The following is a 21,968-nucleotide window of genomic DNA, read 5'->3' on the forward strand; positions in this document are numbered from 1 at the left end:
TGGTGGCCGAGGAACAGGAACCGCCTCCTCGTGTAGCGCCACGACTGAAGTCGGCACCCAAGATCCGACAGATCTATTGGTGTGATTTTCCGCTCGATGCACACCTGCCTGAGTTCTGGAAACGGCGTCCTGTGGTCATCCTGTCCTACAGGGCCACTCTGTTTGGGTCCGTCACGGTCATTCCGTGTTCAACACAGGCGCAGCAGGATCCGCGCTTGGCATTTCCATTGCGGACAACCATAGACGGCCGCGCTGCTTGGGCGATTTGCGACAAGCCCACCACCGTGGCCGTCAGCCGATTGTTGCCTGACAAGAATGGCATCGTTCGGATGCCGGAGGACGAATTTCACGCGTTGTTGCGGATCGTGCTGGACTTGCTGCCCAAGCTGCCGCCGTCGTCGGAATGAGAGCTTGAGCGCCGGCCGTATACATTGAAAGAGATCGTATCATTGCGTATATTGATAACACATACGGCCCCGTAAGGGTGTCCGCTTCCCGCGAGGGAACTACAGACTAAGGGAGCCGCGTGGCTCCCTTAGTTTTTTGTCTCACACACTCGTTCGCGCCGCAGCGATCAGCGCCTTGGCGTCCTCGGAATCCCATTCGGCCGGGCCCGACATCACGCCGAGCGCGCAGCCTTTCCGGTCGATCAGCACGGTCGTCGGCAGGCCAACGGCCATGGCGCGACTCTTGAGGCCGGAGAAGATTCCCGTCGTCGGATCGCCGTAGAAATCCAGTGCCTTGACGCCGATCTCGTCCAGGAACTGCTTCGGCTTCGCGGGGTCCTGCGTGTCGATCGAGACGGCCACCACGGAAAAATCGTCGCCCGGCTTGCTCGCCTCGAGCCGATCGAGCGCAGGCATTTCCTTGCGGCACGGCGCGCACCATGTCGCCCAGAGGTTCAGCAGCACGGTCTTGCCGGCGAAATCGCCGATTGTCGCCTTGGAGCCATCGGCCTTCTGGAAGCTCAATCCATGCAGCGAGACGGGTTCGGTCGCGACCTGGAAGGCCGCCACGTCGCCCTTGGCGAGCGGCGCCAGCAGGCCCGCAGCCTTGACCGCAGGCGCGCAATCGGCAGAGGCTTGATCACCGCCGTTGCCATCCAAGGCCCCGCTCACGTATACCGCCGCCAAACCTGCGGCGATCCCCGCGATCGCCGCCACACCGATCACCATTCGCAGACGCGTCTTGCCGCGCGTTTCGTCCATCTAGTTCCGACCTCCGAAGAGAGTGTTCATGAGCAATTCGATGTGGGGCGGCCGCTTCTCCGAAGGCCCGGCCGCGATCATGGAAGAGATCAACGCGTCGATCGACTTCGACAAGAAGCTCTACCGCCAGGACATCGCCGGATCACAGGCGCATGCCCGGATGCTCGCCCGCCAGGGCATTATCGGCGCGGACGATGCCGAAAAGATCGTAGCGGGTCTAGACACGATCCTGCGAGAAATCGAAGCGGGCACGTTCACATTCTCGCGGGCGCTGGAAGATATCCATCTCAATATCGAATCGCGCCTCAAGGAGCTGATCGGCGAGCCCGCAGGCCGCCTGCATACGGCGCGCTCGCGCAACGACCAGGTCGCGACCGACTTCAAGCTTTGGGTCCGCGACACGATCGATGCTGTCGACGCAGCGCTGCGCGAGCTTCAGATCGCGCTCGCCGACAAGGCGTTTCTCCATGCCGGCCAGGTCATGCCGGGCTTCACCCATCTGCAGAGCGCGCAGCCGGTCACCTTCGGCCATCATCTCCTCGCCTATGTCGAAATGATCGGGCGCGATCGCGGCCGTTTCCAGGATGCGCGCAGGCGCTTGAATGAGAATCCGCTCGGCGCCGCGGCGCTCGCCGGCACGAGCTTTCCAATCGACCGTTTCGACACCGCCAAGGCGCTCGGCTTCGACCGTCCGACGGCCAATTCGCTCGACAGCGTCTCCGACCGCGATTTCGTCATCGAGGCGCTGGCCGCTGCGAGCCTTTGTGCGATCCACCTGTCGCGCTTCGCCGAGGAGATCGTGATCTGGTCTTCGGCGCAATTCCGCTTCATCAAGCTTTCCGACAAGTTCACGACCGGCTCGTCGATCATGCCGCAGAAGCGCAATCCCGACGCGGCCGAACTGGTGCGCGCCAAGACGGGGCGCATCATCGGCGCGCAGACCGCGCTGCAGATCGTCATGAAGGGTCTTCCGCTCGCCTATCAGAAGGATATGCAGGAAGACAAGGAACAGGCCTTCGACGCCTTCGAGAGCCTGGAACTCGCCATCGCGGCCGCGACCGGCATGGTGCTCGACATGGAGCCCGAGGCGGCGAACCTCAAGAAGGCGGCTGGCTCCGGCTTTGCGACGGCGACCGATCTCGCCGACTGGCTGGTGCGCGCGCTCAATATGCCGTTCCGCGAAGCCCATCACGTGACGGGACGCATCGTTGCGATCGCGTCGGAGCGCGATATCGAGCTGACCAAGGTGCCGCTTGCCGACATGCAGGCCGTGCACCCCGCGATCACCGATGCCGTCTATTCGGTGCTGACCGTCGACAAATCGGTCCGCAGCCGTACGAGCTATGGCGGGACTTCGCCGAAGAATGTGCGGTCGCAGGCCAAGCGCTGGCAGAACGCGCTGGCGCGCGAGAAGCGCCGCTGAGCCAACTTCGGCAATGACGCGGCGGCGCGATCGGATAAGATGCGCCGCCATCTGGAAATTCCTGGAGACGTCGCCTTGGCCGCCTCGACCCGTATCGTTCTTTTCCTCGCCGCCCTGACCCTCGCCGGCTGTGGCGTCAAGGGGCCGCTGGAGCCGCCGCCGAGCGGCGCTCAGGCAACCAGTGCGGCCGAAGCGCAGAAGCGCGGCGAGAAGGTCGACACTTCGGTCCCGCTGCGCCCGGACCGAAAACTCTGGATCGACAAGCTGATCTGATCGCGGACGGGCCGAGGCCCAGCCGCTCCCGACACCACGAATGAAAGCGGCGGCGTGCCGGTCGCCGATCCACCATGAATCATTTCGAATATCGCGACGGCGTCCTCCATGCCGAGGGCGTGCCCGTCCCCGAGATCGCAGCCGCCGTCGGCACCCCGTTCTATTGCTATTCGACCGCGACGCTGACGCGCCATTTTCGTGTCTTCCGCGAGGCGTTGACCGGGCTCGACACGCTGGTCTGCTACGCCATGAAGGCGAATTCGAACCAGGCCGTTCTGCGTACGCTCATCAATGAGGGCGCGGGCATGGACGTGGTCTCCGAGGGCGAGTTGCGCCGCGCGCTCGCCGCCGGCTGCCCGCCGGAGAAGATCGTGTTTTCGGGCGTCGCCAAGACGGCGCGCGAGATCGCCTTCGCGCTCGACACCGGCATCAACTGCTTCAACGTCGAATCGGAGCCGGAGCTCGTCCAGATTTCCGAGGTCGCGGCCTCGAAGGGGCTGCACGCTCCGGTCTCGATCCGGATCAATCCCGACGTCGACGCGAAGACCCACGCCAAGATCACCACGGGCAAGGCCGAGAACAAGTTCGGCATCCCCTATGAGCGCGCACGGGCGGTCTATGCCCACGCCGCCGCGCTGCCCGGCATTCGCATCATCGGCGTCGACATGCACATCGGCAGCCAGATCACCGATCTGGAGCCGTTCGACACGGCCTATGGGCTGCTCGCCGACCTCGTCCGCGAGTTGCGCGAAGACGGCCACACGATCGAGCATGTCGATGGCGGTGGCGGCCTCGGCATACCGTACCGCCTCGACGATCCGGCACCGCCGGACCCGATGGCCTTCGCGGCCATCGTCAGGAAGCGGCTCGGCAATCTGGGCGCCAAGATCCTGTTCGAACCGGGCCGTCTGATCGTCGGCAATGCCGGCATCCTCGTCGCCGAGGTCGTGTATGTGAAGGAAGGCGCGGCGAAGAACTTCGTCATCGTCGATGCCGGGATGAACGATCTCATCCGCCCGACTCTCTACGAGGCGCATCACGATATTCGCCCCGTGCGCTTGCCCGGCATCGCGACGCCGACCATGAAGGCGGACATTGTCGGCGGCATCTGCGAGACCGGCGACTATCTCGGGCTCGATCGCACGATCGCGGCGGTCAACCCGGGAGACCTCATGGCGGTGATGACGGCGGGCGCCTATGGCGCGGTGCAGAGTTCGACCTACAACACCCATCCGCTCGCTGCCGAGGTTCTCGTCGATGGCGACCGCTTCGCCGTGATCCGCCCGCGCCAGACCTATGAGGAACTGATCGGCATGGACCGCCTGCCGCCCTGGCTGCCTTAGCGAACGTCGTTTGGTGGCGCGACCCGCGGTCGATCCTGGGGCAACGCGCATTGCCAAGGCGCCGCACAGGGCCGATATAGGCTGGATGACGAACGCCGACACGTTCATTTCATCCTCGAATGCCGCAACGGGAGAGCGCCTGCGCCTCAGCGATCGGCAGTTCACGCTCATCTCCAAGGCGCTGGCTGAGCCCCGGCGCTATCAGATCCTGAAGGAAATCGGCGCCGCTGGTGCACCGGTTGCCTGCAGCTGCGTTGTCCAGAGCCAGAAGGTGAGTGCGGCGACGATGTCGCATCACATGAAAGAGCTGGAGAATGCGGGCCTGATCGAGATCGTGCGCGAGGGCAAGTTCGCGAGCCTCGTGCTGAAGCGTGGCGTTCTCGACGCCTATCTGCGCCAGCTTTCGGAAATCTGAAAAGAAGTAGCTCTCCGACACACCTGTCGCACTTGTAATGATTAGATGATTATCTAATTGTCTAATCAACTCGAACCCAACAGGAGTGGATGAGTTGAGCAAACTGACAGGCAAGGTTGCGGTCGTGACGGGCGCATCGAAGGGCATCGGGGCGGGCATCGCCAAGGAACTGGCGGCCGCCGGCGCTTCGGTCGTGGTGAACTACGCCTCCAGCCGCGAAGGTGCCGATCGCGTCGTCGCGGATATCGAGAGCAAGGGTGGCAAGGCCGTCGCCGTCCAGGGTGACATCTCGAAGGCAGCCGACGTGAAGCGGCTTTTCGACGAAGCGAAGACGGCCTATGGCGCGGTGGACATTCTGGTGAACAATGCCGGTGTCTACCAGTTCGGGGCGCTCGAGGCCGTCACGGAAGACGAGTTCCACCGGCAATTCAACACCAATGTGCTCGGCTTGCTGCTGACGACACAGGAAGGTGTGAAGCACTTCAACGCCGATGGTGGCAGCGTCATCAATATCGGCTCGACCATCAGCCAACTCCCCATGCCGAATACCGCCATCTATACGGCGACCAAGGCTTCCGTCGACGCGATTACGCATGTGCTGTCGAAGGAACTCGCCGGCCGGAACATCCGCGTGAACTCGATCAATCCGGGCGGCGTCGAGACCGAAGGCACGCATGCGGCCGGCATAGTCGGCAGCGACATGGAAAAGCAGCTGGTCGCGCAGACTCCGCTCGGACGTATAGGTCAGCCGGCCGATATCGGCACGATCGCGGTCTTCCTCGCCTCGTCCGATTCCGCCTGGCTCACGGGTGAGCTCCTGCTCGCCTCCGGCGGCATGCGCTAACATAAGAAGCGGCGCCGACACGGCGTCGAATGGCGTTCCGCCCGGACATCCGGACGGAACGCATTTGAAATCGACGTCTTGCCTTTAGGGTCGCGCTGCACCAGCTCTCTTGCTAGAGTGCTTGTCGTGGCGGGCGCGGAGGACGAGACGGAGCGGTGATGACCGACCCCGCTAGGGAAAACGACCAGAACGGCCCCGCTATTCGACGGGACCTTCCCCCGGCCGCAGAGGCCATGGCCCGCCGGCGCATTGCAGCGGCGGGCGGGCGTGCACAGGCGGCACTTCTGTGGGAGCGCGTCTGGCCCCTGATCGTTCCGATCCTTTGCACCGTCGGCGTCTTCCTCATCCTGTCCTGGCTCGGCATCTGGACGGCGCTGCCTGAGCTGGCGCGCTTCGGCCTGCTGGGTCTCTTCGGCACCATTCTGCTCTTTCTGGCGCTGCGATTTCGCCACGTCGCCTGGCCCGGCCCTGATGAAGCGCTGGCGCGCGTCGCACGGCAAAGCGGCGAGGCTCATCGTCCGGCGGTTGCCTTCGACGATCCTCTCTCGCATCCGACCGAGGACGAACTGACGCTGGCGCTGTGGCGTGCCCACCGATTGCGCCTGCTCGAACGCCTGCAACAGCTCAAGGCCGGCTGGCCCGCGCCGGGCATGAACCGCCGCGACCCCTATGCGCTGCGCTTCCTGGTGCCGCTGTTGCTGCTCGTGACCTTCATCGCGGCCGGACCCGATCGCGGCGGCCGGCTCGCGGATGCCGTGCGGCCGACCACGATCATGGCCGAGGCGGCGCCCCGCATCGATGCCTGGGTCACGCCGCCGGCCTATACCGGCCATCCCCCGATATTCCTGACCGGTGACGTGAACCGACCTGTTGCGGCAGAGTCCGAGCGCGCCATCACGGTGCCGCAGGGTTCCACCGTCACCATCCGCATGCCCGACACCGCCGATCTCGGTGTCACGGCCCTCACCAAGGACGGCCGGCCGGTTCCGCTCGATGTTGCCCCGGCGGACAAGGCGGGCCCGACCGGCGCACCGGCGGAGCGCCGTCTGACGCTGGTCGGAGACAGCACGGTCAGGATCGATCGCAACGGCACGACGATGATGGGCTGGAGCTTCGCGGTCACGCCCGACGAGCCGCCGAAGATCAGCCCGACGCGCGAACCCGGCGCGACGGCCAGCGGCTCGCTGTCGCTCGCCTACTCGGTCAGCGACGATTACGGCGTCGTCTCCGCCAAGGGCCTCATCGTCAATGCAGATCCCACGACCGGCGATGGCGCGCGGCCGCTCGTCGAGGCGCCGGAATTGCCGCTGAACCTGCCGCGGCTGCGCATGCGCGAAGGCACAGGCGAGACCATACGCGACCTGAGCGCGCATCCCTGGGCCGGCGCCAAAGTCCGCATGACGCTGGTCGCGACCGACGAGATGAACCAGACCGGCGAAAGCGCGCCGATCGAGTTTGTGCTGCCGGCCCGGCGTTTCAACAATCCGCTGGCGCGCGCTGTCGTCGAACAACGCCGCACGCTGGCGCTCGACGCCAACAAGGCCGGCTATGTCGCCATGGCGCTCGACGCGATCACCGTCGACCCGTCCAAGTTCCAGCAGGACGGCGTCTATCTGTCCCTGCGCGCTGCCTATCACCGCCTGACCGGCGCTCGCGATGACGCCGATCTGGTCAGCGTCGTCGACTTCCTCTGGGAAATCGCGCTCGGCATCGAGGATGGCGATCTGTCGCTTGCGGCGCAGGATCTGCGGCAGGCGCAGGAAGCATTGCGCAAGGCGATCGAGAACAACGCCTCGGACGCCGAACTTGAAAAGGCGATGCAGGATCTCCGCGCCGCAATGGACAAATATCTCCAGGCCCTGGCCGAGCAGGCGCAGAAGAACCCGCAGGCAAACCAGCAGGCCGCGAACCCGAACGCCCAGATGCTGCGGCCGGAAGACCTGCAGAAGATGCTCGACCAGATCGAGAACCTCGCCAAGACCGGCTCGAAGGAGGCCGCGCAGCAAATGCTGAGCGAGCTGCAACAGATGATGGAGAATCTGGAGGCTGGTCGTTCACAGCAGGCCCAGCAGCAACAGGGCCAGCAGGGTGAGATGAACCAGGCGCTCGACAAGCTTGGCGAGATGATCCGTCGCCAGCAGGAGCTGATGGACAAGACCTTCAAGATGGATCCCGACACCGATGGCAGCGGCGCCGAACAGCAGCCCATGACGCCGCAGGAACGCCAGCAGGCTCTCGATGCGCTCCGCAAAGGCCAGCAGGACCTCGCCCAGGCGCTGCAGGACCTGCAGAAGCAGATGGAAGGCCAGGGCATGAAGCCCGACGGCAAGCTCGGCCAAGCCGGTCGCTCCATGGGCGAGGCGACGGATCAACTCGGGCAGGGCCAGCCGGGACAGGCGGTCGGGCCGCAGGGCGAGGCGCTGCAGGCGCTACGCGACGGCGCGCGCAGTCTGGCTGAGCAGATGGCGCGGCAGAACGGCACGGGTACGCAGCCCGGTACCGGGACGGCGCGCGGCCAGGGACAGGATCCGCTCGGTCGGCGCCAACAAAGCCGGGGCACGGACCTCGGCTCGTCGGTCAAGGTTCCCGACGCGATCGATACCCAGCGCGCCCGCGAGATCCTCGACGCGATCCGCAAGCGCCTGGGTGATGCAGCGCGCCCCTTGATCGAGCGCGACTATCTGGAGCGGCTGCTCGAGCCCTATTGAATGGCGGCAGCCGTCTCGGCGCCGCCGAGGCGCATACGGCCGGCGGCCAGCGCGCCACCGACCGCGTGGCGGATTTCAGCCAGCGAGAACGGCTTCGGCACGACATCATGGACGATGCGGTCGAGCTCCTCGGCCCGCTCGCGCTGGTCGGCGAAGCCGGTCATCAGCAATATTGTGAGGTTCGGGAACTCGGGCGCGGCCTCGAGCGCAAGTGCTATGCCGTCCAGCATCGGCATCTTGATATCCGAAAGCAGAAGGTCGAAGGCCCCGGCCTCACGGCGAAGCACGTCGAGCGCGTCGGCGCCATCCTCGGCAGTGACGATCCTGTGGCCGTCGAGCGTCAACGCCCGCGCCACAAAGCTCCGCACCGCATCATCATCTTCCGTGACAAGAATTCGTGCCATCGCGCCCCTTAGTCCCGTGCCTCTCAGTCCTCGACCACGCCGACAAACGGCAGTTCGCGGAACGCATGCGCCGCATCCATGCCGTAGCCGACCACAAACAGATCCGGGCAGACGAAGCCGACATGATCGGCCTTGGTCTCGACGACCCGCTTGCCCGGCTTTTCAAGGAGCACCGCCACGCCGACCCGGCGCGCACCGCGCTCGACCATCAGCTGGCGGGCAAAGGAGAGCGTGCGGCCCGATTCGAGAATATCGTCGATGAGAAGAACGTCTCGACCCGCGACTTCGCTCTCGATGTCCTTGACGACGCGGACCTTGCCGCTCGATTCCGTACCGGCGCCATAGCTCGACAGCGAGATGAACTCGACCTCCGGCGCCAGACCCGCCTCGTGCAGCGCCCGGATCAGGTCGGCCGCGAAGACGAAGCTCCCCTTGAGGATCGAGATCACCAGGAGATCGTGATAGCCGGCCTCCGCAATCTCGGCCGCGAGTTCGCGGTTGCGCGCTGCGATGGTGTCAATGTCGTACAGTATCCGGATAGACCGGCCACGAACCACGGGCATCAATCAGTTCCTTCCGTCGCCGTGCCGGCGAAGCGCGCCACAACCCGGAAGGCTCGGTCCGGTCGCGGCGCAATCCTCGTTTCGAAGCTCGGGGACATCACGGGCAAGGCAAAAACCCCGACCGGTCCCCTGGACCAAGCCCGGATGTCCTGACCGCCTTCCGCCAAAAGCACAAGCCTGCGGTCGCGATATCCGGCGGCTTTGCCGCCAAATTGTGCCGATCGCGCCGGTCTGGGCTGCGCCGGAGCCGCTCGACGTCCCGCTCTCTCACCGATTGGCCACATGCTCATCTGCCCTCGCCCCGACCGGACGGCAAAAAGACAGGGGCATCGCGATCGGGGAGCCGCCGTGTCTTTGCCTTGATCGAATGGCATTTCCACGTCATGAACCGCGGAGTATTGGCAAATCGTTAACGCCGATGCTGACATGGTAAACGAAACGGCGGGACCCGCCATCCGGCACGACCGGACCGGATCGGTGGATCCCGGTCACGAGGGGCTGATGAGGGCGGAAACAGGGACGATCAGGTGATCCGCTTCGAAAATGTCGGCTTGCGCTACGGAATGGGAGCCGAGGTCCTGCGCGACCTCTCGTTCCAGATCGCGCCGAAATCCTTCCAGTTCCTGACCGGCCCTTCCGGTGCCGGCAAGTCGACCCTCCTGCGCCTTCTGTTCCTGTCGCTGAAGCCGACTCGCGGCCTGATCACCGTCTTTGATCGTGACGTGGCGAGCCTCCCCAAGACCGAGCTGCCGTCGCTCAGGCGCCGTATCGGCGTCGTCTTCCAGGATTTCCGCCTGCTCGACCATCTGACGACCTTCGAGAATGTCGCGCTGCCACTGCGCGTGCTCGGCCGTGAAGAGGCGAGCTATCGGGCCGATGTGATAGAGCTCTTGAAATGGGTTGGCCTCGGCGACCGGGTTCAGGCCTTGCCGCCGGTTCTTTCCGGGGGCGAGAAACAGCGCGCCGCGATCGCGCGCGCGCTGATCGGCCAGCCGGAAATCCTGCTTGCCGACGAACCGACGGGCAATGTCGATCCGCCGCTCGCCAAGCGCCTGCTCCGCCTCTTCGTCGAGCTGAACCGCCTCGGCACGTCGGTCGTCATCGCCACCCATGACATCGGGCTCATGAACCAGTTCGACGCGCGCCGTCTCGTGCTCCATGAAGGACGATTGTCGATCTATGACTGACAAGCGATCGACGACAACGTCTTTCGGCCGGATGGCAGGCGGCCTGATGCCGGCGAGGTCGCGCAGGGGCCAGAAGTCGGCTGGCCCCGGCCCGATCGTTCCCGCCCAGTCGATTGCCGGCCGATCGCTCACGATCGTCGTCGCGATCATGAGCTTCCTCGCCTGCCTGACGCTGGGCGCGGTATCGCTCGTGCGCGACGCCTCGCTCGACTGGCAGTCCGACATCGTCCGCGAGATCACGATCCAGGTTCGGCCCGTCGAAGGCGTCGATACGGATGCTGAAGCCGCCAAGGCATCAGCGATCGCGACGGCCGTGCCCGGCGTGGCGAGCGCTCGGGCGCTGTCGAGCTGGGAGAATGCGCAGCTGCTCGAGCCCTGGCTCGGCAGCGGCCTCGACATGAGCGACCTGCCGATTCCGCGCCTGATCGTCGTGGAACTGTCCGATCCGGACGGTGTCGACCTCGCGGCGCTTTCCGCCCAATTGCAGCAGGGCGTCAAAGGCGCGAGCCTCGATGACCATCGCAGTTGGACCGACCGGCTGAAGACGATGGCGAACGCAACCGTCATCATCGGATTCTCCATCCTGGCACTTGTCTTTGTCGCGACGGTGCTCTCGGTCGTCTTCGCCACGCGCGGCGCGATGGCGTCCAATCGCGATATCGTGGCGGTGCTCCATTATGTCGGCGCCGAGGCGAGCTTCACGGCCCGCGAATTCCAGCGTCATTTCCTGCTCCTGGGCCTCAAGGGCGGGCTCTGTGGCGCTGCCGGCGCGACCATCCTCTTCGCGGTCCTGAGCTTCTTCATCGGTCGCTCGGTCGCGACGCCCGAGGGAGACCAGGTCTCGGCGCTGTTCGGTCGCTTCGCCATCGGCCCGACCGGCTATCTCGGCGCGCTCGCCATCGCGATCCTGATCGCGATCATGACGGCGATTACCTCGCGCCTCACCGTCTACCGGCACCTCGCCTCGATCGAATGAGACCACCCTGCCGAGAACGAGCCGCCGCCCTGACGCGCCGCTACGCGATCTTCTTGCCAAGCCATGGCCTTATTCTGCTACCATCTTGATTGGATGATGGATGCTGCCCGTTCCCAGCTCACTTTTGGCGACCCCGCCCTCCCCGGCGGGCGGAGCGGTGCGGCCCGCGCAACGGGCAGGAATCCGCGCCACGGCAGGCTGCGTCGCGGCCTTAGCTTCCTCGCGCTGCTGATGATCGCTCTCCTCGGCATCGATTTCCTCCGCTTCGAGCGGCAGGTGTCGCATTTCGCCGAGCCGGGCGACGTGCGGGCCGAAGGGATTGTTGCGCTGACGGGTGGCACGGCCCGAATCGACGGCGCACTGGCGCTGCTGGCCGACAATCGTGCCGAAAGGCTGCTGATATCGGGCGTCAACCCGTCGGTCGGACGCCGCGACATCGCCACGGCCGTCGAGGCCAGCTACCGCGCTTCGCTCGACCAGCGCGTCGAGCTCGGGCACTCCGCGCGCGACACGATCGGCAATGCCGACGAGGCCCGCGCGTGGGTCGAACGGCGCGGCTTCCATTCGTTGATCGTCGTCACGAGCGACTATCACATGCCGCGCAGCATGGCCGAACTCCATGGCGCCATGCCCGATGTCGAACTCATCCCCTATCCGGTCAGGAACCCGCAGCTCGATATGGACCGCTGGTGGCGTCATCCAAGCTCGGTAAAGCTTCTCCTGAGCGAATACGTGAAGTATACGGTCGCTCGTGCGCGGCTTGCCTTCAAGGCGCCGCGGAGCGCGCGCAGCACCGAATCGACTGCTGCCGCCACCGCGACGACGAACGAGGTTTTGCGCTGACGCCGTTGTTCCGACGCCGACGCAGAGCCCCATCATGCTCATCATTCGCTCGCTCGCCTACCAGATCGTCTTCTACCTGATCATGGCGGCGATCCTGATCGTCACCCTGCCCTTCTTCTTCTTCCTGCCGCACCGCGCGGCCATAGCGGTCGTCAAATTCTGGACCGGCGCGTCCATGTGGGCGCTTGGCGTCGTCGCAGGCACGAAGATCGAGGTGCGGGGGCTGGAGAAGCTGCCCAAGGGCGGTGCGCTGATCGCGCCCAAGCACCAGTCGGCTTTTGAGACGATGGCGCTCTTCCCGCTGCTCAGCGATCCGACCTTCGTCATGAAGCGGCAGCTGATGCTGATTCCGCTCTTCGGCTGGTACACATGGAAGGCCGGCATGATTCCGGTCGATCGCGCAGGCGGCTCGAAAGCGCTCCGCAAGCTTGCGGCCGATTCGAAGGCGGCCGCTGCAGCCGGCCGGCAGGTGATTCTCTTCCCCGAAGGCACGCGCCGGCCTGCCGGTGCCCCGCCAGACTACAAATTCGGCATCATCCACCTCTACCGCGAACTCAAGGTTCCTGTGGTGCCGATCGCGCTCAATGCCGGGCTCTACTGGCCCCGCCGCAGCTTCCTGCGCTATCCCGGCACGATCATCATTGAAGTGCTCGACCCGATCCAGCCCGGGCTCGATTCGAAGACGTTCCTCTCGACCCTGATCGCACGGATCGAACCCGCGACCGACCACCTGATGGCCGAGGCAGCCGCGAGCACCAATCCGCCGCCTATCCCGGCCGAAGCGCAGACGCGCATCTCCGCGCTCGCCGTGGCCGGAACAGCCTAGCGCAGTTCCTCCGCCAGCCAGGAAAGCAGCGAATCGCGAATGCCGGCGCCGGCAAGATGTTCGGCAGTCGCGGTGACATAGTCACGGTTCCGCCCCGATACGCCGACGCTGTCGCGCACCCGCTCGAGCACCGCCTCGCGGCTCAACATTCCGGCATATTGCTCATGTTCGCGATCGACGACATAGGTCAGCGCCTTGACGTAACGACGCTCCGGACCTTCGAGCCGAATGTTGCGCTCGACCTCCAGATAGACGTTCGTCACCAGTTCGCGCTCGCGCAGATAGGCCAGCACGGTATCTCGATCCTCATCGGCGACACGGAACGCGGCCCCCCGGCAGGAACCGCCTCGATCGAGCCCCAATACGAGGCCAGGATGTTCCCGTGTCCCCCGATGGACGAAGGAAAGGACGCAGAGCGCGCGATGCTCGCCGTGAAGATGGGCGGGGCGCGTTTCCACATAGGGAAACCCCGGCCGCCACATCAGCGAGCCATAGCCAAAAACCCAGAAATCGGACATGAGTGACGTCCCCGGAACGGCAGCGCTCTCGCGTAACAGCGCGGGACGGCAAGTTCAACGGAGTTAAGCGGATGACGACACCGGCGGAACCGGACGAGCCGATCGCAACGGATATGGACCACGCGCCCAAGGCCGATCCGACCGAAGCGCCACCAGCAAAGCCCGCGCGCCGGCGCTTTCAGCTCATCATCCTGGCGGCGCTGCTTCTTGTAGCGCTCTGGAGTGCGGGCTGGTTCGCGATTCGCCATTATGCCGAGGGCCGCCTTGCTGCGATCCAGCAGGATGTCGCCGATCAGGGCGGGTCGTTCGCCTGCGAAAGCGAGCGCATCAGCGGCTTTCCATTCCGTTTCGTGCTGAACTGCACGCCCGCCGCCATCACTTTGCCGGACAGCGGGCTATCGGCTCGGGTCAGTGCCGTCGAGGCCATTGCGCTCGCCTATAATCCAACCCATCTGCTCGCCGCGGCACAAGGCCCGCTCGTGCTCCGCCTGCATGACGGCCTCGGCGTCAATGCCGAATGGAGCGCCGCCAAGGCCAGTCTGCGCGTCGGCCTGTCCGGCCGGCTGAAGCGCTTCTCGGGCGTCGTCGACGATCTCGATATCTCGCTCGAAAGCCCGGACAAGCTCATCGCAGCGACTGATCTGAAGGCCAAGCACGGCGAACTGCATCTGCTTCAGGCTGACGGCGACGCCACCGCGCTCGAAATCTGGTCGACGGCGCAGGGTCTGGCCGCGATGCTTCCCGGAGCGCCTGCCCTGCCGACGCTGAACGGCGATGTCCATGCCATCCTGCCCGGCGCCCTGCCGGCCCATCGCGACGAGACGGTCGATCCCGTCGCGGCCTGGCTCGCTGCCGGCGGCGAGGTCAAGCTCGATCGGCTGGGCGTGGATGTCGGCGGCTTCATGGCTGTCGCCTCTGGCGATCTGACTGTCTCACCCGACGGTCTTGTCTCCGGCCGCGTTGCCGTCCGCGTCGATCAGCTCGACAAGCTTCCTGATCTCATCGAGGCGATCCGGCCGGGCCATCGCGACCAGGTCGCCCGCATCATCGGGCCGCTCGCCGCCTTCCTGAAGCCCGTCACGGTCGACGGCAAGACCTGGCGCGAGACGACGGTCACCATCAAGGATGGCCGCGCCACGGTCGGCTTCATCCCGCTCGGCACGATCCCGCCACTGAAGCTCGCGAAAACCGCCGAGGGCTGAAGACGAAAGGCGTCCTATTCCGCCGGCTTGTGGTCGCGCCGGCCGAAATCCGGAGCCGCCGTATCCTGGCCGATGGCGATGATCGAGCGGCGGATGGCGCGCGTGCGGGTGAACAGGTCGAACAGCGTATCGCCGTCGCCATTGCGGATCGCGCGGGTCAGGAGCGCCAGGTCCTCGTTGAACCGGCCCAGCATCTCGAGCACGGCGTCCTTGTTGTTCAGGAAGACGTCGCGCCACATGGTCGGATCGGAGGCCGCGATGCGCGTGAAGTCGCGGAAGCCGGAGGCCGAGAACTTCAGCACTTCAGAGCGCAGGCCCGATTCGAGGTCCGCGGCCGTGCCGACGATATTGTAGGCGATCAGATGTGGCAGATGGCTGGTGATCGCAAGCACGAGATCATGGTGCTCGGCCGACATCGCCTCGACATTGGCACCGAGCGCCCGCCAGAAGGCCGTGAACCGCGCGACGGCCTCGGAATCGACGTCCGGCGCCGGCGTGAGCACGGTCCAACGGTTCTGGAACAGTTCGGCGAAGCCCGCATCCGGGCCCGAATGCTCGGTGCCCGCCAGCGGGTGGCCGGGAATGAAATGCACGGTCGGCGGCAGATGCGGCGCCATGGCGCGGATCACCGCGGCCTTGACCGAGCCGACATCGGATATGACGGCACCGGTCTTCAGATGCGGCCCGATCTCGATCGCGACGCCCTCGCAGGCGCCAACGGGGACGCAAACGATGACGCAATCGGCATCCTTCACGGCTTCGACGGCCGTCGAGCAATAGACGTCGCCGAGACCGAGTTCCTCGGCCCGCTTCAACGTTGCCGGGCTGCGCGTGTGGATCGCGATCTCGCCCACCACGCCGGCACGGCGCGCCGCCAGCGCAATCGAGGCGCCGATCAGCCCGATGCCGATCAGCGCAAGGCGCGGAAACAGTGGATCCGCCATCAGCCGGCGCCGTGCATGAAATGGCGCAGCGCCGCGATCGTCGCCTCATTGGCCTCGGCCGTGCCGATCGTCATGCGCAGGGCATCCGGCAGGCCATAGCTCGCGACCCGGCGCAACACGATACCGTGCGACAGCAGATAGTCGTCCGCCTCGGCCGCCGTCTTGCCCTTCGTGCCCGGAAAGTGAATCAGCACGAAATTGGCGACGCTGGGCGTGACCTGAAGGCCGAGACCCTCCAGAGCATATGTCACGCGCGGCAGCCATTCCTCATTGTGAGCGACGGCGCTCTCGACATGGGCCCGGTCGGACAGAGCGGCCGCACCGGCTGCGATAGCCGGCGCCGAGACATTGAACGGTCCACGGATGCGATTGAGCGCGTCGACGACCTCGGGCGGGCCATACATCCAGCCGATCCTGAGCGCGGCAAGGCCATGGATCTTCGAAAAGGTCCGCGCCATCACGACGTTGGACGACTGCCCGACCAATTCGATGCCGCTCTCATAGTCGTTGCGGCGCACATATTCGGCATAGGCCGCGTCCAGCACCAGCAGCACGCGCGGCGGCAGCGCCGCATGCAGGCGGCGGATCTCGCTGAACGGCACATAGGTGCCCGTCGGATTGTTGGGGTTCGCGACGAACACCACGCGCGTCTTCTCGCTGACCCGATCGATGATGGCATCGACATAGGTCGTGAAGTCCTTTTCAGGCGCCACGACCGGGATTCCGCCCGAAGCGCGGATCGCGATCGGGTAGACGAGGAAGCCGTGCTGCGTGTAGATCGCCTCGTCGCCCGGCCCGATATAGGCGTGCGCGATCAGGTTCAGGATCTCGTCCGACCCGGCGCCACAGATGATGCGTTCGGCCTTGATCCCATGTGCCTCGGCAATCGCGGCGCGTAGCGCCGAGGCGCTTCCATCCGGGTAGAACTCAAGGTTGTCGGCAGCGGCGCGATAAGCCTCGATCGCCTTCGGGCTCGGCCCGAGCGGTGTTTCGTTCGAGGAGAGCTTGTAGAGCTTCGTGCCACCCGTTGCCTTGGATTTGCCAGGCACATAGGCGGCGATATCGAGAACCCCGGCGCGCGGAACCGGCCGATCGATCGGCTTCGTGTCGGACGGCTTGGTCATTTCAAAGCTCCCGCCTCGTCGAGGCGCTGGTAGAGAACCGGATTGACGGCGACGTCGCCGACCGCAATGCCGCGTGAAAGCGCGCCAACGCGCGCAATATCATCGAGGCCGGCACGGGCCGAAAGCGCGGCAAGCTGCGTACCGCGCGGCACAGCCACCATCAATTCACGGTGCACCCGGGCAAGCACGGTGCCCCCGGCCGCCCCGATGACGGGTGCCGGATCGACACCGAGCATGGTGACGGCGAAGAGCTCCAGATCGGGCGGGGTCGGATCCGCGAGTTCAGGTGCGATCACCAGAGCGGGATGATCGGCCGGGCGGCCGGCAATCTCGATGAAGGGCGAGAGCGCCATGATTCGGGGGCCGGCGGGGCGGCCGAGCGCCCGCCACCAGGCACCGGCCGAGGCCGGCTGCTCGAGCGCGACAAGACCGAGATCCGTGCCGCTCTCGCGAATGTGATTGATCGTCGAGAGCGCATCGGGCTGGCGATGGAGCGCTACAGTGAAGCCGAACAGGAAGCGCGCGGTATCGCGCATCTGATCGCCATTCGCCCCTGCATCATAGGCGACATCGAACGACGCCTGCATGCGGGTGAACGTCGTGATGATTTCGCGCCAGATATGCTCGACCGTCCAGAGCGGCAGCGCGCCCTGATGGCGGGCAACGAGCCGGCGCATCATGTCGGCCTCACGGCCCGGGCGGAAGGCGGCGCCTGGACGGCTCGTGCCCTTGACCTTGATCAACGTTCCGATCGCCCGGCCGCGCTCGATCAGATGGCCATGCATCTCGGCATCGAGCCGATCGATGGTGGCGCGGATTTCGGCCAGCGTCCTGGCATCGGCCTCATTCGCTTGGCCTGGTTCTGGGGTCCGGGGCATCTCGGTCGAAGCCATGCTCAAACGCTCTTGGGCGGGAAAACAGAAAGCCGGCATGTGAGCGAGCCAGCGGGCGCCGATTCATAGGCAAGCCCAAAGGTGAAATCAAAGAAAACTGTCAAACCAAAGAAAACATTGACAGCTCCGAGGCCCCGACCCTAGCTAGTCGCCCATTTCCTAGCGGTCCTGAACCGACATGACGACACTGCGGCACCCAGCCCCCCTTGATGGCGCCAGCCAGGCGCGAAGCGAAGCCGATACCCCGTCGAGCCTCGTCATGCGCTTCGGCCCCGACCACCCGCTGGTCCTCGATTCGGGCGCCAAGATCGACAATCTCCAGATCGGCTACCAGACCTATGGCGAGCTCAATGCGGATCGCTCCAATGGCGTGCTCGTCTGCCACGCGCTGACCGGCGACCAGCATGTGGCGAGCGTCAATCCGGTCACGGGGAAGCCCGGCTGGTGGGAGACCATGGTCGGCCCCGGCAAGCCGATCGACACCAACCGCTTTTTCGTCATCTGCACCAACGTCGTCGGTGGCTGCATGGGAACGACCGGCGCCGCCTCGACCAATCCGGCGACGGGCCAGCCTTACGGCCTCGACCTGCCGCTGATCACCATTCCCGACATGGTGCGCGCCCAGGCCATGCTAGTCGATGCGCTCGGTATCGACCAGCTCTTCTGCGTGGCGGGCGGCTCCATGGGCGGCATGCAGGTGCTGCAATGGGCGGCGGCCTATCCGGAGCGTGTCTTCGCGGCTCTGCCGATCGCGACCGGCCCGCGCCATTCCTCGCAGAACATTGCCTTCCACGAGGTCGGCCGCCAGGCGATCATGGCCGATCCCGACTGGCATGGCGGGCGCTATCTGAGCGTCGGCGCGAGCCCGCGCAAGGGCCTCGCGGTCGCGCGCATGGCGGCGCACATCACCTATATGTCCGACGAGGGTCTGCACAAGAAATTCGGCCGCAACCTGCAGGACCGGGACAAGATCGCCTTCGGCTTCGACGCCGATTTCCAGGTCGAATCCTATCTGCGCCACCAGGGCCTTTCCTTCGTCGAGCGCTTCGACGCCAATTCCTATCTCTATGTGACGCGGGCGATGGATTATTTCGACCTCGCCGCCGACCATGGCGGTCGACTCGCCAACGCCTTCCTGGGCACGAAGACGCGCTTCTGCATCATTTCGTTCACCTCCGACTGGCTGTTCCCGACCACGGAGAGCAAGGCCGTGGTGCGCGCCCTGAATGCGGCCGGCGCGAGCGTCTCCTTCGTCGAAGTCGAGACCGATCGCGGCCATGACGCGTTTCTGCTCGACGAGCCAGTCATGTTCGCCAGCGTGCGTGGCTTCCTGTCCTCCGCCGCAGCCGCGCGCTGGCAATAGGAGAGAGCGATGACCGAGCCTGTAACCGGCAGTCTCTCCAACCGCGTCGACCTGCTGCTCATCGCCGAACTCGTCGAGCGCGGCGCTCGCGTCCTCGACGTCGGCTGCGGCGATGGCGAACTCTTGAAGCTCATCGAGGATACCCGCGACGTCGATGGTCGCGGCATCGAACTGTCCTATCAGGGCGTCAACGAATGCCTGGCGCGCGGCCTGTCCGTCATCCAGGGCGATGCCGACACGGATCTGGTCGACTATCCCGACGACAGCTTCGACTATGTCATCCTGAGCCAGACCATCCAGGCGACGCGCAATCCCAAGGCCGTGCTCGGCGAGATGCTGCGCATCGGCCGGCGGGCGATCATTTCGTTCCCGAATTTCGGCCACTGGACGGTCCGCACCTCGCTCGGCTTCAAGGGTCGCATGCCGGTGACGGAGAACCTGCCCTATAGCTGGTATGACACGCCGAACATCCATTTCTGCACGATCCGCGACTTCGTCGCGCTCTGCCACGAGGTGGACGCGAAGATCGAAAAGGCGGTCGCGCTCAATGCCGGCGGCCAGCGCATGACGCTGAACGCTCCCTGGTGGTTCTGGAACCTGTTCGGCCAGCAGGCGGTGTTCGTGCTGAGGCGCTGAACCACCACGTCACCGCGCGCGGTCGCTCAACTCCCCACGCTGCGAGGAGAGGCGCCACTATGGCTCGCGGACACGCTCCACGCCGAACACGACCGAGCTATCATTGCGCAGGTCTCTCGCGCTTCGCCCTCCGGCCGGGATCAACGCGGGCTGCAGGACCGGCATGCTGCGGCGACTGGTGCGGCGGGCAGGCAGGCCTTGATAGATCAGCTTGGTCGCCTCGACGATGAGGACGCCGGGGAAGGCGGGCCAGAGGATGGCGCCGATCTTGTCCCAACCCTTTCCGCTCCTGAGGAACAGCCGGTTCGAGATCGGCGGCGCGAACAGCGCGCCCGACCAGGCGACTTCGCTGAACTGCGTCTCGCGCAAGAGGCTTGCGATTTGTCCGCGCGAGAACGGCCGCCCATAGCCGAAAGGCGTGCGCTCGACGCGAGCCCAGATGCCGCGGCGGTTGGGCACGACCACGATCAGCCGCCCGCCGGGGACGAGGACACGCCAGAGTTCGCGCAGGAGATCGCGGACATTGGCCGTCGTCTCCAGGCAGTGGATGACGAAGATACGATCGATCGACGCGTCGGGAAGCGGCAGGGCGTCGTCGTTGACGAGCGCGGCCAGATTGCCGCCATCGGCCGACCAGTTCATGACGCCCTGCGCCGCCGGCATGAAGGCGAGCACGCGCTCGGATTTCGCGGCAAAGGGTTCGAGATAGGGCGTCGCATAGCCGATGCCGAGCACCCGGTCATTGGTCGTGGCCGGCCAGTGCTCCGCAAGCTTGGCCGCGATCAGCCCGCGCGCGACCACGCCGATCCGCTCCGCATAAAAGGAACGGAGGTCGACGACGTCGGGCGATATGGTGCGGCCCTCTTCCAAATTCTCCGCTCCCCTGTCGATATCGGCTCTCGAATGTTAGGAAACGAATCCGAGCGGCGCCAGCCTCGCTGGCACCCGCCCCATCATCGCAGCGCTGCGGAGTTCGACATGGCCCTCGACATCTATCTCTTTCCCTGCCTCTCCGACAATTACGGCGTGCTGGTTCATGATCCTGTTTCCGGCCGCACCGCCTCGATTGACGCGCCCGAAGCGTCCGCAGTGCTCGGCGCGCTGAAGGAAAAGGGCTGGACGCTCTCGGACATCTTCACGACGCATCACCATGTCGACCACGTCCAGGGCAATCTGGAAGTGAAGGCCGCAACCGGCGCGACGATCACCGGCCCGGCCGATGAAGCCGACAAGATCCCCGGCATCGACAAGACGGTGCGCGATGGCGACGTGATCGATTTCGCCGGCCATCCCGTCAAGATCATCGCGACGCCCGGCCACACGCTCGGGCACATCGTCTATTATTTCGAGAATGATGCGGTCGCCTTCGTCGCCGACACGCTGTTTGCCCTCGGCTGTGGCCGCGTCTTCGAAGGCACGCTCGATCAGATGTATGAATCCGTCTCGAAGGTCGGCGCGCTGCCGGCTGAGACACAGCTCTATGTCGGACACGAATATACGGAATCGAACCTCCGCTTCTGCTTGACCGTCGATCCGACCAACGAGGCGTTGATCGCACGCGGGGGCGAGATCAAGGCGCTGCGAGCCGCCGGCAAGCCGACCATCCCGACCAATGTCGCAATCGAGCGCGCAACCAATCCCTATCTGCGCGCCGATACGCCCGAGCTGCGCGCCTCGATGAACCTGCCGAACGGCACCCCGGCCGAGGTCTTCGCCGCGATCCGTCTCGCCAAGGACGTGTTCAAGTAAGCGGGGAGATGCTTGTGACCAGCGCCGACGACATCATCCGCATCCTCGACCTGCAGCCGCACCCCGAGGGTGGCTTCTATCGCCAGACCTTTCGCGACAGCGCACTCTATGACGGCCGGCCTGCCTCGACGGCGATCTATTTCCTGCTGAAGGGCGGCGCCCCGTCGCATTGGCATCGGGTCGATGCGATCGAGACCTGGCACTATTATGCCGGTGCGCCGCTCGCGCTCGGACTTTCCGAAACCGGTGCGACGAGCGAGACGCTCATGATCGGGCCCGACCTCGTGGCGGGTGAGAGACCACAGGGCATCGTGCCGCTTGGCTGGTGGCAGGCGGCGGCGAGTCTCGGCGACTGGACTCTGGTCGGATGCACGGTGGCGCCCGGCTTTCGCTTCGAGGGTTTCGAGCTCGCCCCGCCCGGCTGGACGCCGCAAGACCGGACACCCGAGGGGCGTTGATGAGAAATATCGGCGCAAAGCGTGGACTTTGGCTGCGTCTTCATGTAAATGCGCGCATCCCATGCGGT

The 21,968-nt window shown here is 65.4% G+C and carries 24 protein-coding genes; 16 read left to right on the plus strand and 8 right to left on the minus strand.

Annotated features, from left to right (window positions below; genetic code table 11):
* The first annotated feature begins 2 nt into the window (after positions 1–2).
* Positions 3–407, plus strand: a complete 405-nt coding sequence (locus QO014_RS07670) for a type II toxin-antitoxin system PemK/MazF family toxin (RefSeq protein ID WP_266348090.1) — start codon at positions 3–5, stop codon at positions 405–407.
* A gap of 141 nt (positions 408–548) precedes the next feature.
* Here the strand turns inward: QO014_RS07670 and tlpA are convergent, their stop codons facing one another.
* A complete protein-coding gene (gene tlpA, locus QO014_RS07675; protein WP_266348091.1) occupies positions 549–1,208 on the minus strand; it encodes a thiol:disulfide interchange protein TlpA in 660 nt (219 codons plus the stop codon).
* Positions 1,209–1,236: 28 nt separating this feature from the next.
* Here tlpA and argH point away from each other — a divergent pair, with 28 nt between their 5' ends.
* The 6 genes from argH (at position 1,237) to QO014_RS07705 (ending at position 8,214) form a co-directional block, all read left to right on the plus strand.
* Positions 1,237–2,631, plus strand: a complete 1,395-nt coding sequence (argH, locus tag QO014_RS07680) for an argininosuccinate lyase (protein ID WP_266348092.1) — start codon at positions 1,237–1,239, stop codon at positions 2,629–2,631.
* Between the two features lie 75 nt (positions 2,632–2,706).
* Positions 2,707–2,904, plus strand: a complete 198-nt coding sequence (lptM, locus tag QO014_RS07685) for an LPS translocon maturation chaperone LptM (protein ID WP_266348093.1) — start codon at positions 2,707–2,709, stop codon at positions 2,902–2,904.
* Positions 2,905–2,978: 74 nt separating this feature from the next.
* Positions 2,979–4,247 carry a diaminopimelate decarboxylase gene (lysA, locus tag QO014_RS07690; RefSeq protein ID WP_266348094.1) on the plus strand — a complete coding sequence of 423 codons (1,269 nt, stop codon included), beginning with the start codon at positions 2,979–2,981 and terminating at the stop codon, positions 4,245–4,247.
* Positions 4,248–4,260: 13 nt separating this feature from the next.
* Positions 4,261–4,662, plus strand: a complete 402-nt coding sequence (locus QO014_RS07695; protein ID WP_266348095.1) for an ArsR/SmtB family transcription factor — start codon at positions 4,261–4,263, stop codon at positions 4,660–4,662.
* Between the two features lie 94 nt (positions 4,663–4,756).
* Entirely contained in the window at positions 4,757–5,506 is a 750-nt protein-coding gene (locus QO014_RS07700; protein WP_266348096.1) for a glucose 1-dehydrogenase, read from the plus strand.
* Between the two features lie 158 nt (positions 5,507–5,664).
* Positions 5,665–8,214: a TIGR02302 family protein gene (locus tag QO014_RS07705; protein ID WP_266348097.1), complete on the plus strand. Its 2,550-nt coding sequence runs from the start codon at positions 5,665–5,667 to the stop codon at positions 8,212–8,214.
* Here QO014_RS07705 and QO014_RS07710 read toward each other — a convergent pair.
* Positions 8,208–8,618 (minus strand): response regulator, encoded by a 411-nt coding sequence (locus QO014_RS07710; RefSeq protein WP_266348098.1) that lies wholly within the window; start codon positions 8,616–8,618, stop codon positions 8,208–8,210. The genes QO014_RS07705 and QO014_RS07710 overlap by 7 nt on opposite strands.
* Before the next feature lie 23 nt (positions 8,619–8,641).
* Positions 8,642–9,181 (minus strand): hypoxanthine phosphoribosyltransferase, encoded by a 540-nt coding sequence (gene hpt, locus QO014_RS07715; RefSeq protein WP_266348099.1) that lies wholly within the window; start codon positions 9,179–9,181, stop codon positions 8,642–8,644.
* 527 nt (positions 9,182–9,708) lie between these two features.
* Here hpt and ftsE point away from each other — a divergent pair.
* The 4 genes from ftsE (at position 9,709) to QO014_RS07735 (ending at position 13,013) form a co-directional block, all read left to right on the plus strand.
* Positions 9,709–10,368, plus strand: a complete 660-nt coding sequence (gene ftsE, locus QO014_RS07720) for a cell division ATP-binding protein FtsE (protein ID WP_266348100.1) — start codon at positions 9,709–9,711, stop codon at positions 10,366–10,368.
* 46 nt (positions 10,369–10,414) lie between these two features.
* On the plus strand, positions 10,415–11,344 hold the full coding sequence (locus tag QO014_RS07725; RefSeq protein WP_266348101.1) for a cell division protein FtsX: 930 nt from the start codon (positions 10,415–10,417) through the stop codon (positions 11,342–11,344).
* A 231-nt stretch (positions 11,345–11,575) separates the two neighbouring features.
* Entirely contained in the window at positions 11,576–12,187 is a 612-nt protein-coding gene (locus QO014_RS07730; RefSeq protein ID WP_266348102.1) for a YdcF family protein, read from the plus strand.
* Positions 12,188–12,221: 34 nt separating this feature from the next.
* A complete protein-coding gene (locus QO014_RS07735; protein ID WP_266348103.1) occupies positions 12,222–13,013 on the plus strand; it encodes a lysophospholipid acyltransferase family protein in 792 nt (263 codons plus the stop codon).
* Here the strand turns inward: QO014_RS07735 and QO014_RS07740 are convergent.
* Positions 13,010–13,531: a gamma-glutamylcyclotransferase gene (locus QO014_RS07740; protein WP_266348104.1), complete on the minus strand. Its 522-nt coding sequence runs from the start codon at positions 13,529–13,531 to the stop codon at positions 13,010–13,012. The genes QO014_RS07735 and QO014_RS07740 overlap by 4 nt on opposite strands.
* Before the next feature lie 71 nt (positions 13,532–13,602).
* Between QO014_RS07740 and QO014_RS07745 the strand changes: the two genes are divergently transcribed.
* Positions 13,603–14,733 carry a DUF2125 domain-containing protein gene (locus QO014_RS07745; RefSeq protein WP_266348105.1) on the plus strand — a complete coding sequence of 377 codons (1,131 nt, stop codon included), beginning with the start codon at positions 13,603–13,605 and terminating at the stop codon, positions 14,731–14,733.
* A gap of 14 nt (positions 14,734–14,747) precedes the next feature.
* Here QO014_RS07745 and QO014_RS07750 read toward each other — a convergent pair whose 3' ends face one another.
* Genes QO014_RS07750 through QO014_RS07760 form a run of 3 tightly spaced genes read right to left on the minus strand, consistent with a single transcriptional unit; the run spans position 14,748 to position 17,694 of the window.
* Positions 14,748–15,677: a prephenate/arogenate dehydrogenase family protein gene (locus QO014_RS07750; protein WP_266348106.1), complete on the minus strand. Its 930-nt coding sequence runs from the start codon at positions 15,675–15,677 to the stop codon at positions 14,748–14,750.
* Positions 15,677–16,801 carry a histidinol-phosphate transaminase gene (gene hisC / locus QO014_RS07755; RefSeq protein ID WP_266348107.1) on the minus strand — a complete coding sequence of 375 codons (1,125 nt, stop codon included), beginning with the start codon at positions 16,799–16,801 and terminating at the stop codon, positions 15,677–15,679. The genes QO014_RS07750 and hisC overlap by 1 nt, the downstream gene beginning before the upstream one ends.
* Entirely contained in the window at positions 16,798–17,694 is an 897-nt protein-coding gene (locus QO014_RS07760) for a chorismate mutase (protein WP_266348108.1), read from the minus strand. Before QO014_RS07760 ends, hisC begins: the two co-directional genes overlap by 4 nt.
* A gap of 178 nt (positions 17,695–17,872) precedes the next feature.
* Here QO014_RS07760 and metX point away from each other — a divergent pair, with 178 nt between their 5' ends.
* Together metX and metW are read left to right on the plus strand one after the other, a co-directional pair.
* Positions 17,873–19,057, plus strand: a complete 1,185-nt coding sequence (gene metX / locus QO014_RS07765; RefSeq protein WP_266348109.1) for a homoserine O-acetyltransferase MetX — start codon at positions 17,873–17,875, stop codon at positions 19,055–19,057.
* A gap of 9 nt (positions 19,058–19,066) precedes the next feature.
* A complete protein-coding gene (gene metW / locus QO014_RS07770) occupies positions 19,067–19,693 on the plus strand; it encodes a methionine biosynthesis protein MetW (protein ID WP_266348110.1) in 627 nt (208 codons plus the stop codon).
* Positions 19,694–19,750: 57 nt separating this feature from the next.
* Here metW and QO014_RS07775 read toward each other — a convergent pair whose 3' ends face one another.
* Positions 19,751–20,563 (minus strand): class I SAM-dependent methyltransferase, encoded by an 813-nt coding sequence (locus tag QO014_RS07775; protein WP_266348111.1) that lies wholly within the window; start codon positions 20,561–20,563, stop codon positions 19,751–19,753.
* 108 nt (positions 20,564–20,671) lie between these two features.
* Here QO014_RS07775 and gloB point away from each other — a divergent pair, with 108 nt between their 5' ends.
* Positions 20,672–21,442, plus strand: coding sequence for a hydroxyacylglutathione hydrolase (gene gloB / locus QO014_RS07780; protein ID WP_266348112.1), 771 nt, complete (start codon positions 20,672–20,674; stop codon positions 21,440–21,442).
* Between the two features lie 8 nt (positions 21,443–21,450).
* On the plus strand, positions 21,451–21,900 hold the full coding sequence (locus QO014_RS07785) for a cupin domain-containing protein (protein ID WP_266348113.1): 450 nt from the start codon (positions 21,451–21,453) through the stop codon (positions 21,898–21,900).
* Positions 21,901–21,968: the final 68 nt, after the last annotated feature.

Source organism: Kaistia dalseonensis, assembly GCF_030814715.1.
Taxonomy (GTDB): domain Bacteria; phylum Pseudomonadota; class Alphaproteobacteria; order Rhizobiales; family Kaistiaceae; genus Kaistia; species Kaistia dalseonensis.